At 28.5% G+C, this 11727-nt stretch carries 14 protein-coding genes and 1 pseudogene; 2 read left to right on the top strand and 13 right to left on the bottom strand.

What is annotated here, in order from left to right; translation table 11 throughout:
* Positions 1-203: pseudogene (locus tag Q4517_RS09985) on the top strand (IS982 family transposase); the annotation flags it as partial.
* A 133-nt stretch (positions 204-336) separates the two neighbouring features.
* Here the strand turns inward: Q4517_RS09985 and Q4517_RS09990 are convergent.
* From Q4517_RS09990 to Q4517_RS10050, 13 genes are all read right to left on the bottom strand, one after another.
* Positions 337-1107, bottom strand: coding sequence for an MBL fold metallo-hydrolase (locus Q4517_RS09990; protein ID WP_303508716.1), 771 nt, complete (start codon positions 1105-1107; stop codon positions 337-339).
* A 60-nt stretch (positions 1108-1167) separates the two neighbouring features.
* Positions 1168-1743, bottom strand: coding sequence for a Crp/Fnr family transcriptional regulator (locus Q4517_RS09995; protein WP_303508719.1), 576 nt, complete (start codon positions 1741-1743; stop codon positions 1168-1170).
* Positions 1743-2693: a hypothetical protein gene (locus Q4517_RS10000; protein WP_303508723.1), complete on the bottom strand. Its 951-nt coding sequence runs from the start codon at positions 2691-2693 to the stop codon at positions 1743-1745. Before Q4517_RS10000 ends, Q4517_RS09995 begins: the two co-directional genes overlap by 1 nt.
* A gap of 26 nt (positions 2694-2719) precedes the next feature.
* The gene (locus Q4517_RS10005; RefSeq protein ID WP_303508726.1) at positions 2720-3163 is read right to left on the bottom strand and encodes a nucleoside 2-deoxyribosyltransferase; all 444 of its coding nucleotides are present in this window, start codon (positions 3161-3163) and stop codon (positions 2720-2722) included.
* A 65-nt stretch (positions 3164-3228) separates the two neighbouring features.
* A complete protein-coding gene (locus Q4517_RS10010) occupies positions 3229-3603 on the bottom strand; it encodes a hypothetical protein (RefSeq protein ID WP_303508728.1) in 375 nt (124 codons plus the stop codon).
* Between the two features lie 60 nt (positions 3604-3663).
* Positions 3664-4971, bottom strand: a complete 1308-nt coding sequence (locus Q4517_RS10015) for a short-chain dehydrogenase (protein ID WP_303508730.1) — start codon at positions 4969-4971, stop codon at positions 3664-3666.
* A 200-nt stretch (positions 4972-5171) separates the two neighbouring features.
* Positions 5172-5639, bottom strand: coding sequence for a hypothetical protein (locus Q4517_RS10020; RefSeq protein WP_303508733.1), 468 nt, complete (start codon positions 5637-5639; stop codon positions 5172-5174).
* Between the two features lie 104 nt (positions 5640-5743).
* Positions 5744-6115: a DUF4214 domain-containing protein gene (locus tag Q4517_RS10025; protein WP_303508736.1), complete on the bottom strand. Its 372-nt coding sequence runs from the start codon at positions 6113-6115 to the stop codon at positions 5744-5746.
* A 40-nt stretch (positions 6116-6155) separates the two neighbouring features.
* Positions 6156-7619 carry a potassium/proton antiporter gene (locus Q4517_RS10030; protein WP_303508739.1) on the bottom strand — a complete coding sequence of 488 codons (1464 nt, stop codon included), beginning with the start codon at positions 7617-7619 and terminating at the stop codon, positions 6156-6158.
* Between the two features lie 211 nt (positions 7620-7830).
* Positions 7831-8337, bottom strand: a complete 507-nt coding sequence (locus tag Q4517_RS10035) for a nuclear transport factor 2 family protein (protein ID WP_303508742.1) — start codon at positions 8335-8337, stop codon at positions 7831-7833.
* A gap of 19 nt (positions 8338-8356) precedes the next feature.
* Complete coding sequence (locus Q4517_RS10040; protein WP_303508746.1) at positions 8357-10333, bottom strand: PspC domain-containing protein; 1977 nt, start codon at positions 10331-10333, stop codon at positions 8357-8359.
* Positions 10326-10670, bottom strand: a complete 345-nt coding sequence (locus tag Q4517_RS10045) for a PadR family transcriptional regulator (RefSeq protein ID WP_303508748.1) — start codon at positions 10668-10670, stop codon at positions 10326-10328. Before Q4517_RS10045 ends, Q4517_RS10040 begins: the two co-directional genes overlap by 8 nt.
* A 17-nt stretch (positions 10671-10687) precedes the next feature.
* Complete coding sequence (locus tag Q4517_RS10050; RefSeq protein ID WP_303508750.1) at positions 10688-11116, bottom strand: DUF4870 domain-containing protein; 429 nt, start codon at positions 11114-11116, stop codon at positions 10688-10690.
* A 133-nt stretch (positions 11117-11249) separates the two neighbouring features.
* Here Q4517_RS10050 and Q4517_RS10055 point away from each other — a divergent pair, with 133 nt between their 5' ends.
* Positions 11250-11726 carry a DUF4442 domain-containing protein gene (locus tag Q4517_RS10055; RefSeq protein ID WP_368506467.1) on the top strand — a complete coding sequence of 159 codons (477 nt, stop codon included), beginning with the start codon at positions 11250-11252 and terminating at the stop codon, positions 11724-11726.
* Position 11727: the final 1 nt, after the last annotated feature.

Here is an 11727-nt window from a genome sequence, read left to right on the forward strand (position 1 = left end):
TGAATTACAAAATGCAACCATATATCTTTAGAAAATCAAGAAAAAGAATAGAAACATTATTTTCTCAACTCTGTGATTAGTTTAATTTTCAAGGGTTTAAGACGATAATACTATTTAAAATAGCTGCCTTAACAATAATTCAATACATCAATAAATTTGTTTTTGATAGAAATATTAACAATATTAAAATTAGCATTATTTAAAATGCACAACGGGTTGGACATAAATATTAGTACATCCAAACCTACTATTTTTTTACCAAGTTCAAAGTTCTATAATTAATTTGGGAGAAGTTCAAAACTAAAGAAAGAGAAAACCACAGGTAGATAAGTATTTTTAATTGATAAAAACAGTTTCACCATCTTCAGGAGTAGAAGTCTTATCAAGTAAGTTATGTTGTTTTAGTATAATTTTAAGCTTTTTTCGGGTTAATGGGCAATGGTTTATAGCTTCCATATGATTAGCAATGACTAAGCCTGAAGAATTTTTTATAAATTGAAGAATATCTTCTACGCTCATAATAAGTTGTTTGAAAACATCAAACTGAGCAGCCCCGCAAGCTAAAACATTAACATCTGGTTTATAATTAGTCAATACATTATGCACAGCATCAGTATAAATAGTATCAGAGCTTAGGTAAATAGTTTTTTTATTGGGTAACTTTATGTAAAAACCAAGTACATTTCCCATAAGTTTAGCTACAAAGCCATAACCATGTTTAGCAGGTATTCCTTCAATTTCACCTCCTAAAAAGGGTTGTTTTTCCCAATATTTTAGACTTTGCACAATGTTTAATCCTCTCTTTTTAAAAGCTTTTTCATCTTTTACACTACAGGTAACAGGAATGTTATTTTTTATTAGAAATTGTACGCCTGCATTATCTATATGGTCAGGATGTTGATGGGTTATTAAGCAATGGGTTACTTTTTTAAGAAGTATATGTGTTTCTATAGGAAGAGGAACAGTTGGATTCTTTCTGGCTTTATGTCTGAATAGTGTAAAAGAAGGCATAATTCCTTGGTTACCTAACATAGGATCTACAAGAATAACCTCTTTTTCAGTTTCAATAATTATAGTAGCGTTTCTTATTTGATGTATGTGTAACATTGTATAACATTTTAGTTATGCAAATGTCTTTTATATACTATTTGTTTTCATTGATTCAAATCAAGAAATCCGTTTTTTAATTCTACTTAACGTTTCTGGAGTTATATTTAAGTATGAAGCTAAGTGATATTGAGGTATGTTTTGTATCCATTCAGGTTTGTAAATGAATAACTCGTTGTATAATTCTTCAGGTGATTTTGTTATGCGATTAAATTCTAATTTTTCTTTTTGTTTTAATAGTTTTTGAAAAGAGGCATCAACAAAGGTTTTACCACATTGATACTTTTCTAACAAATTAAAAAAAGCTTGTCTTTCAATACTTAAAATTTCTACAGAAATTAAGGTCTCTTGATTTTTCTTGGTAGTAGTATTTTGACTAAAAGTTAGTAAATCGGATATAAACTGAGGTTTTATGTAAAAGTTAATATTGACTTCCTTGTCTTCATTTGCGTAATACTCTCTTACAATTCCATTATTTAAAAAACGTAACTTGTTTTCTTTGGAGTTTTCTTGAAGTAAAATAGTTCCTTTAGCATGTTTTTCTACTTTAAATAGACTAAATAGTTCATCAAGTCCGTGTTGATTTAAAGGAAACTCAGTTTCGAAGAATTTGGAAATTTCTGAAAATTGTTTCATTAATCTTGTTTTTCGGTTCCAAATACCAATGGCTTAGAATCTTTATCTAACAAAAATAAAGAAAGGTTTATAAATGAAAATGCGATACTAATAACTGAGAAAAAAGTTAATGACATGTTTATATAGTTTAAGTTGTCAACTTTAAAAATTATCATAATGACAGAAGTAAGACCTATAACATAAGCTATTAAACAAATGAGGTACTTGAGAAAAGAGAAAGTTGTGTTTTTTAATCTCATGTAAACCAGTTTTAAATACCATATAAAAAGTATACATATTACAATTAAGAGAGGTAAAAAACTACCGTAACTTAAAGTAGCTATACTTTTGTTAGTGTTGAATAGTAGAGTAGTTATGATAAGACCGAAAAATGTTGCTATAAACCATATACCTAATTGTTTAATAAATTGATTAATAGTTAAACTTCCTTTCTTATAGACATCTTTTATATAAGATTTAGTTCCTTTAAGAATAGAAAGGAATAGTATTGAGCCTATTCCTATAACAACATAAAAAAGCATACTTGAAATATGAAAAATCTTTATTTGATTATCAATTTCGAATCCCAATAAATTAGAAAATATACCTGTGCTAGTAGTTGTTTTAAAAAAGAGAGCATCAAAAAAAAGAAATATGAATATTCCTACCACTACACCTATCCATAATTTAGATTGTAAATCTTTTACTCGTTTAATAGCTAAAATTACAGCACTGTAAAATAAAATAAAACTTATAGGTAAATTAGGTATAGTAAATGGTTTTATAACTTGATGTGTAGCTAGCAAGTGTACACTTTTTGAGCTTATAATTGACATTATACTAGCATTTATAGTAAAATCACTAATGAAACTAAAAGCAAAAAAGAATAGAACTATTATCCCAAATAAAAATTCTTCTTTATTAATAGTTTCTCTAGGGTCAAAGAGTAGTTTTATTATTTTGTAATTCATAGCTATTGTATTAGAGTGTTATTTTATTAATTTTTGTTTAAATTAATAAGGTAATCTATTGTTTCTTGTTTTGAAGTGAAAATTTTATCAAAAGAACCTTCTATCATAGCATTTAATTTAGAATCGATAAAGGAAGCTCTCATATCAGTATGAAGGCCGATTATATGTTTTTTATTACTGTATGCAATACCAAGCTCAAAGCAAGCACCCTCATCTGGAACTCGACCATCTAGAACAAATAAAAAAATATCACAATTTAATATTTGTTTTATATCTAGATTAAATATAGCTTTATTTCTCTCGGTTTGAGTCATACCATCGAAAGGAGGCTTGTCTAATTCAGCACCGTCTCGTTGAGGTAAAAAAACTGTAAAACCAATATTTTCTATTTTAGATGTAAGGTTTTGATTAAAAGCTCTTTCAGCTTCATTAAAAAGAGGTCCAGCAAAATATACTTTATTTTTTAGCATAAATTAATAGTTAGTTTTTGTAAGGATAGGTTAAATATGTATTGAGGCATTTCGTTTTGTTATATCTAATTTATTCTCTCAGTTAATTCTAAGTAATTATCTTTTCCGAATGATATATAATACAAAGGGTATAGAATAATAACTCCAGCAAGAATCAGAAAAATAAGACTTTTTGAAAACATAAATAAAGCAACAAGTAACATCATAACTGTTCTTATAATTCCCTCATATTTAAAACTGTTAAGAGTTAAGGTTACGGTTTTGTCATCAGTAACATTTATGTTGATTTTTTGACTACCACACCAAGACGCTTTGGCATAAATTTCATATTTGCCATTTTCTAATTCATATTCTTTGTCTTCTCTTTTTATTAGACCTAGTTCTTTTTCGTTAGCATAAATTTTAGCTCCAACTGTGCTCTCAATTTTAATTTTTCCCATTTTAATTTTTAAGTGTTTTAATATATTATGTGTTTCTTTTTTAAAGAACTATAACCAATATTACTTAGCTAGTTCTTTTGTTTTGTTCCAGAGACTTTTCCCTTTGTTTTTTAAGTCCTCTGTACTAGCATACTTTTTTAAGTTATCAATAAAACTTTTCAGATTGTCAATGGTTTTAAATATTTCATCTGTATGGGGAACGTTTTGTTTCTTCATGACTTTTCCCCAATCTACTTTAGATAAAATTGCATACATGTATTTTGTAGCGATTTTACTTAAAAAGAATTTATCATAAAAACCATTTAAGACCTTATCTGATTCTCTGTTCTTAACATATTCAATAGATTCATCTATTCTTTTTTTATCTTCTGAAGAAAGAAAGTCACTTGTTTTAAGTTTGGTTAAAGAAGCAATAGCCTTTTCGTTTTCTTCGTTTTTTAAATATAAATAGGTTTCTATCGACCAGGTAATTTCATTATTTAAACCAATTTTATTAGCGTCTTTTAAAAATGCTTCAAAATCTTCAAGTGCGCGTTTTTCATCAATTTCTCTTTCCATCATCAATCGGTCAAAACCTCTAAATAAATGATTTAAAGAATGAAGCCCCAAATGAGTGTTTTTATTATCAAGATTTCCCCATTGAAAGAAAGCTCTTGTATAAGGTAAATCCACACTTTTATTATTATTTAACCAATTAATGTTTCTTGAAATTTCATCTTCGGATAAGTAATAGAGCCCTTTTTCAAAAAAAAGGAAACCTCTAAAGTATTGTAGTAATGTTTTAATTTCAGAGTTAGGAAGTAATTCTGGGTTTGTTTTTGTGCATTCGTAAAGTGATACTTCCTTACCTAAGTCTTTACTTAATATTACAATTGCACTTAGAGCAGCGTGTTCTATATTTTGAACATATTCTTTTTTCTTTCCTTTATAGTATTCTCTTTTTTTACTTATAGAATCTCCGTAAATTAGATTAAAAGAATCTACTAATGTTGGAAAAATATCCTCATCAGTTTTCATAATGAAGTCTTCCATTTTTTTATAATCACGGTATATTAAAATGTAATCTAAGAGTGATAAATTTTCTGGGTTTTCAATATTATATTTTACAACTTTATTAAAAATCCTATCAAGATCTTTTTTAAAAGACTGAAATTCTGTAGAAATAGTATCTTTTTCTGCTGAAGATCTGATTAGAATTTTACCAAATTTATACGTTGCTATTTTATAAGAATCTAAGTTTTCTTTTAATTCAATTTTGTCTTTTTCAAGTAGTTCTTCATCTGTTTTATTTTTAGTTGAGCAACTAATAGTCAGTAAAAATAGTACAGGGAGTAGGTGTTTAAAGTTTATTATGTGAACTGTTTTCATAGTGGTTTTGGATAATAGAAAGAACGAATAAACTTTAGGCTGATTGTTCTATTCCTTTTTGTATTTAAATAGCAGTTAATTTATAACTATAATTTTTGTCGAAAATATTCATAAAAAAGGTATATGGCAAGCATAAAAAGAGTTTAATTAAAACCTAAGCCTTAAAGAATTTAAGGCTTAGGTAGTTTGTTAGTAATTTACTATTCTTTTAAATTACTGTTAATTAAGAGAGACCATTTATTGGCAATTAATAATTCATTACTTATTAGAAGGTCTGTTTCTTCATTATAAATTGTAATACTAATATTATCTTTTTTACTAGCATTAATGAAGTTAAGTTGTATTAAAGAGAGTGTTCTATCATTTATACTTCTTGTTTTTTTTACAACTGTACATTCTTCAATAGTTTGTAAATCAATAATTTTACTATATGTGTTTTCTTGAGATTGTTTGTAAAAGAAAAGAGTTTTTTTTGTTTTATCAATCCCCAAAACAAAATCGTTACAAAATTCATGCTCTTGTATGGTACAATTATACTCTTGCGAAAGAGTATGTAGTGCTTGGAGTTTTTTATTCCTTTTTGTTAATTGTTTTTTGCGTACGAGTATAAAGGGAGCTACACACATAACTAATAGCGTAGCACCAACAATTGTGGTTCCTAAGTCCATTTTATTTTTAAATTAATTGTATTAAGTTTTACTCTTTAATTTATAAAGAGTATTATTTTTTAATGATGAGTTTGATTAATTCACTGTAAAAACTAAATGAAGCTTCACCAGTGATAATGAAAAGGAAAAATTAAATCGGACTTTCTGTGATTTATTAATATACTTCTTGATAGTAAGGTATATTGAAGGTATTTTCTGTTGAAAAATAATTCAATAGATTTTAAAGTTATACCAAATCCAGAAAATGAATTTTTTGCATTTGTTGTGGGAAGGTTGTTAAAGTAGTTTGAAAGGTTTTCTGATTCGGAAGTACGGTATAAAGCTTTGGTATAGAGCTTTTTAATGTATTTTTCATGAGAAGAATTATCGCTTCCAAAAACTTTAGAAAAAGATTGATTTTTTTGGATATAACTAATAGCATAAAAATACACTACTGTTACAAATAGTACGTTTAAAAACCTTAACAACTTATTCATGCCACAAAGGTAATTTAATATTTAAAATAAAACTGATTTACTATTGGTTTTTAAGGCTACTATTAACTTCTTTAAAAATAGTAATTTTATCAGCAAGGACAATTAAAATGTCAGAAGCATTTATTGTAGTAGAGCCATTGGGAGTAATATAACTTCCTTCTCTTTTTATCATGGCAATTATTGCATTTTTAGGGAAATTCAATTCTACAATTTTTTTACCTACAGCAGCACACGATTTAGTAATTACAATTTCTTCCATTAAAGCTTTTGGGTTTTCTTCTAAGAGCATATCAGTAGCACTCAATTTCTTTGTTTCTTCTGGTAAGGCAACATTTAACCATTTAGCAACAATACTTAATGTAGTACCTTGTATTAATATGGAAGTAACAGAAATAAAAAAAACAATATTAAAAATAATATTAGCTTTATCTATACCAGCTAAAAGAGGATAGGTAGCAAATACTATAGGAACTGCTCCACGTAAACCAACCCATGAAATATAAAAGCGTCTTCTTAATTTCATTTTAAAAAAAAGCAAACTAATAAAAACACCTACGGGACGAGCAATAAAAATTAAGAATAAAGAGATTATAAGTCCAATACCTAAGTAAGGAATTATTTCTGAAGGAAAAACAAGCAGGCCTAATGTTAGGAAGAGTACAATTTGCATTAACCAAGCTAAACCATCAAACATTTTTAAGATGGTTTTTTTATGTATTAAGTTTTGATTTCCTAAATAAACAGCACATATATAAATGGCAAGGAACCCGTTGCCGCCTATAAAATCACTAAATGAGAAGGTAATAAACATAAGCGCAATTACTAAAACAGGATATAATCCTTCAAAATCAAGCTTAATACTATTAATTATAGTTTTACTTAACATTCCAAATAAAAAACCTGTAATAGCTCCAAAAATCATTTGTTGTAAGAATAAAGGAATAATTGAAGTAATACTTTGATCTTGGTTGGTAACTAATGTTAAAAAAGCAATAGTTAATACATATGCCATAGGGTCGTTACTACCACTTTCTAATTCTAAGGTAGGACGCAAATTTTCTCTTAATGCTAAGTTTTTAGAACGTAAAATAGAGAATACTGCAGCTGCATCGGTAGAAGAAACAATGGCGCCTAGTAGCAAGCTTTCATAAATTGTAAAATTGGTAACATTCCAAACAAATAGCCCTAAGGAAACTGCCGTAAGTAATACACCTAAAGTAGAGAGTACTAAACCTTCTTTAAGAATTGGTTTTACTGCTTTCCAATTGGTGTCTAATCCCCCTGAAAATAAAATAAAATTTAAAGAAACAATTCCTATAAATTGAGCAGCTTTTGGATCGTTAAAAATAATACCTCCAATACCATCAGAGCCAGCTAGCATTCCAATACTTAAGAATAACAATAAGGTAGGAACCCCAAATTTATATGATGTTTTTCCGACAATAATACTTATTAAAAGTAATAAAGATCCTATTAATAAAATGTTCTCAATGGTTAAACTCATACAAGGAAAATTTTAAGCAAAGATATAGGTTTTAGTATTTTAATTATTGACTTTTTCATACAAAGAAAAAGCCAAAGCTGTACTGCTTTGGCTTAATTAATAAAACCAAGTATTAGTGTCATCGGAGTTAGCTAAACCAATGAACTAATGTTTTTAATATTGTTACGATAATTAAAATAAGATGTATCTCTTATTTTTTGGTCTCAACAAATTAATGTAGGCTAATTACTTTTGTCATTAACCATTGAGCGTTTTCTTTTTTCCAAATAGCTATAAACTTACTAGGAGTAGACTTAGCATTAGGTTCTCTATTATTAAAAAACGTATGATATCCAATTTCTACAGCTCCATAATTATTTATAGGATACACTTCAATGCTCCCTTTTATTAAGGTACGAGTAACCTTGCCACAAATATTTTTTTTAGTAGCAGCAATAATTTCACTTTTAGAAGTAGATAAACCTCCTTTATCATGAAAAAACTCAATATCATCACTTAAAATATTAGATTGCACTTTCATATCACATGTATTGTAAGCATTGAAAAAAATGCTATCCATTTTTACAATTTGATTGTGTAAGTCAATATCAACAGGCTTGTAATTTGGAATTTTTTGTACTTGTCCGTTCATTACCCAAGAAAGCAATAGTGTATATAGTAGGGTAACTATTTTTATAAAAAAGTTACCCTTAAAGAAGAAATCAAATAAATCGTTCATAGTTTTTCAGTTTATGTATTTACCAAATTTTAAAAGCTAAGCTTTTATCTTCTTCGTTATACTTTCTCGTAAATCCGTGTTTACTGTTATTGATTATTACTCCTTTATAGGCACTGTTACCATTAAATCCGTCGTTACAGTCTACAGTTAAAGAATAGGTTTTAATTTTTCCATCAGGATAAAAATCAGAACCAGAAAAATCGATGTCAATATTTTTACGTTTTTTAAACCAGTCAGCAAGTTTTTCTAATTCTTTTTTAGTAGTTTCTTTAGTAATAATTAATTCAGCTTTTACATTATTTATAGTACTATCAAATAAAAAACTTACATCATCGTCGTTACTAGAGTCCCAATTATCAGAATCATTATTATTGATATCTTCATCATCACAATCCATACATTCAAAACCTTTAGATGTCATTTTAAAATGATGATTAGCCATATCACGATCGTATACATTTTGAACGTTTTTTACATCATCTAAAAAGTTACGAGACGAACCTTCAAAATATATAGTTGTTCCTTCAGGAATGTATAAAACAGCATCAATTTCTTCATCTTTCCACATGTTTTTGTATTCGCTAATAAAAAAGGCATCAAAAACAATAGTATTGTTAGCCGTTTTAAAATTGTACTGAATCGCTTCAGCATTATTATTAGCATCGTTACGTTTTCTTCCTTCTGAAGTTTTTTTGATTTCTATATATGCACTGCCTGTTTCACTCTTACGAACATCTATATTTATATCGTTAGAGTATTTCATTTCTTTATCATTTACATGAACAGATATTGAATTATCACGATTTCGTAAACTGTGTTGGTAATAAATATTGTCATCGTTTACTATTCTTAGTTTTAGTGGCTCTTCTTTATCGTATGTAATGCTGTGTTTTGAAATATGTGCACCATCATAAGCATGAGTGGTAAAATATTCAATACCAGAGAACCCAATAGCTAATAAGGAAATTAGCCAAAGCCCGAATAATGTTAAAACTGTAGTAATACCGAGTCTTTTAACATTAGGAGATAAAATTCGTAATCCTAAAATAAATAAGACAACAAAAGGAATTCCTATTAAAAAGAAAACAAATGTCATTAACAACCATTTAGGCATTGCCGAATCGTAGAAGAAAGGAGGGTAGTGAATCATATCTCCATCAAAATTTAAGATTTCTAAGCTTCCTACCGAAAATAAGCCCAACAATAATGAGATGATGGTAATACCAGCGATAAATATTAATAATACGCCCATGAATTTACCAAACACTTTAAATATGGCTAATAAAATTTTACCGATAGTGTCTATGAAATCCTGAAAACCAGATTTAGTTTGGTTACGTAGTTTTTGATAATCAGCATTGGAAATTTTATCCGATAAATCATGGGCGCCTTCCTTTACTTTTGAAGAAAGGTTTTCAAATTCGTTACGAATTTTTTTTTCAATATTATCAATATTTACAGCTTCACCTTCCATCTGTAATTTTTCTGAGGTAGTTTTAGCTTCAGGCAAAATAACCCATAAAATGATATATCCTATAATTCCGAAACCAAACCCTGCTAATGTTAAAATAAGGAAAGCTAAACGAATCCAAACAACATCAATATTAAAATAATGTCCTAGTCCAGAACAAACTCCTCCTAAAAACTTGTCATCACCATCTCTAAACATTTTTTTGCTAGAGGTGTTTCTGTTGTAGTTGTAAGAGGTATTCTCGTTATACCCTTCTTCAGCCTCTGCATAATCCTCTGGTTGTCCCATGATAGCAATAATTTCTTCAATATCGTTTTCATTTACTACTTGACGAGCATCGGTAATTCTTTCAGATAATAACTCACTAATACGAGCTTCGATATCTGCTATAATTTCATTTTTTCCTTGCGGATCGTTACTTAACGAACGAGCGATGGCGTCTAAGTATCGTTTTAATTTCTGATAGGCAATTTCATCTATATGGAAGAAAAATCCGCCTAGGTTTATATTTATTGTCTTATTCATCTTTAGTTGATTTTGTACTTGTTACTTGGTTTACTGCGTTTACTAAATTATACCATGTTTTATTTAATTCTTTTAAAAACATTCCGCCATTTTCAGTGAGTACGTAATATTTTCTTGGAGGTCCAGAGGTTGATTCTTCCCATCTGTAACTTAATAATCCTGCATTTTTTAAGCGGGTAAGTAACGGATATATGGTTCCTTCAACCACAATCATTTCTGCACTTTTAAGGCTAGAGAGTATTTCAGAGGTATAAGCATCTCCTTTTTGTAGAATAGATAAGATGCAATATTCTAAAACGCCCTTACGCATTTGTGCTTTTGTATTTTCTATCTTCATGTAATGCGGTTTATGGGTTATTTTATAAATTTTATTGTAAGCGGATAATGATACATTTCGCCTTTGTTAGCTTTCATAGCTGCTATAATTATTAGTGCTACTTTAATAAGAGCAACAATGCTTACTATTGAAGCAAATCCAAAAAAGCCAAACAATCCTCCATGTCCATGATGTCCACCAAAATCGATATCTACACCATTAAATCCGTTAAAAAGACTTCCGAAGAAAAAAGGAATAAAGGAAAGACCTAGTATAAAAATGTATAGACTATAACTGATGTTAAAGTTAACAGCTTCTTTACCATGCTCATCTAAAAAATGACTTCTTTCCTTTAAAGTTTGCCATAATATAAGCGGGGTAAGTATACTACCTAAAGGAAATAAATATCCTGCAAAAGCAGCAATATGTATTAAAAAGGCATTGGTGTTTTGGTTATTATGTTGCATAGTGAAATGATTTATATAATACTGTACATTGCAAATATATGTCTTTTAAAAGGTATTATGCAATACATAGTACTAAGATTTAACAAGATTTAACATTTACTTCAAACTAAATAATTAAATAAAAAGCTGTACATTGCCTGTAAATACTGAAAAAATGAAGTTTACACCTCGAAAAGTCAATGCCTTTTTATTATTCAAGTTACCCTCAGCTTTTTTTACAGGAGTGCGATTAAAGTCACTTACAAATAATGCAGCAGTGGTTAAAGTTACCTATAGATGGGTAAATCAAAATCCATTTAAATCGATGTTTTGGGCGGTGCAAGGAATGGCGTCGGAGTTATCAACAGGTATTTTGGTAATGAAAGAAATAGATGCGTCAAATAGAAAGATTTCGATGTTAGTAACCAATATGAATGGAACGTTTACTAAAAAGGCAACGGGTAAAATTCGTTTTGAATGTAATGAAGGAGAGTTAATAAGAGCAACTATTCAAAAAGCAATTGAAACAGGAGAAGGACAAACAATAACTGTTACTTCTGAAGGTTTTAACGAGGAGGGAATTTCAGTTTCGAAATTCGAATACGAATGGAGTTTAAAAGCTAAAAATTAGT

The organism is Tenacibaculum sp. 1_MG-2023 (assembly GCF_030547425.1).
Lineage (GTDB): Bacteria > Bacteroidota > Bacteroidia > Flavobacteriales > Flavobacteriaceae > Polaribacter.

Bases quoted from the DNA above. Each gene is read 5' to 3' on its own strand.
- Q4517_RS09990 (WP_303508716.1), bottom strand. From the start codon at position 1,107: ATGTTACACATACATCAAATAAGAAACGCTACTATAATTATTGAAACT.
- Q4517_RS09995 (WP_303508719.1), bottom strand. From the start codon at position 1,743: ATGAAACAATTTTCAGAAATTTCCAAATTCTTCGAAACTGAGTTTCCT.
- Q4517_RS10000 (WP_303508723.1), bottom strand. From the start codon at position 2,693: ATGAATTACAAAATAATAAAACTACTCTTTGACCCTAGAGAAACTATT.
- Q4517_RS10005 (WP_303508726.1), bottom strand. From the start codon at position 3,163: ATGCTAAAAAATAAAGTATATTTTGCTGGACCTCTTTTTAATGAAGCT.
- Q4517_RS10010 (WP_303508728.1), bottom strand. From the start codon at position 3,603: ATGGGAAAAATTAAAATTGAGAGCACAGTTGGAGCTAAAATTTATGCT.
- Q4517_RS10015 (WP_303508730.1), bottom strand. From the start codon at position 4,971: ATGAAAACAGTTCACATAATAAACTTTAAACACCTACTCCCTGTACTA.
- Q4517_RS10020 (WP_303508733.1), bottom strand. From the start codon at position 5,639: ATGGACTTAGGAACCACAATTGTTGGTGCTACGCTATTAGTTATGTGT.
- Q4517_RS10025 (WP_303508736.1), bottom strand. From the start codon at position 6,115: ATGAATAAGTTGTTAAGGTTTTTAAACGTACTATTTGTAACAGTAGTG.
- Q4517_RS10030 (WP_303508739.1), bottom strand. From the start codon at position 7,619: ATGAGTTTAACCATTGAGAACATTTTATTAATAGGATCTTTATTACTT.
- Q4517_RS10035 (WP_303508742.1), bottom strand. From the start codon at position 8,337: ATGAACGATTTATTTGATTTCTTCTTTAAGGGTAACTTTTTTATAAAA.
- Q4517_RS10040 (WP_303508746.1), bottom strand. From the start codon at position 10,333: ATGAATAAGACAATAAATATAAACCTAGGCGGATTTTTCTTCCATATA.
- Q4517_RS10045 (WP_303508748.1), bottom strand. From the start codon at position 10,670: ATGAAGATAGAAAATACAAAAGCACAAATGCGTAAGGGCGTTTTAGAA.
- Q4517_RS10050 (WP_303508750.1), bottom strand. From the start codon at position 11,116: ATGCAACATAATAACCAAAACACCAATGCCTTTTTAATACATATTGCT.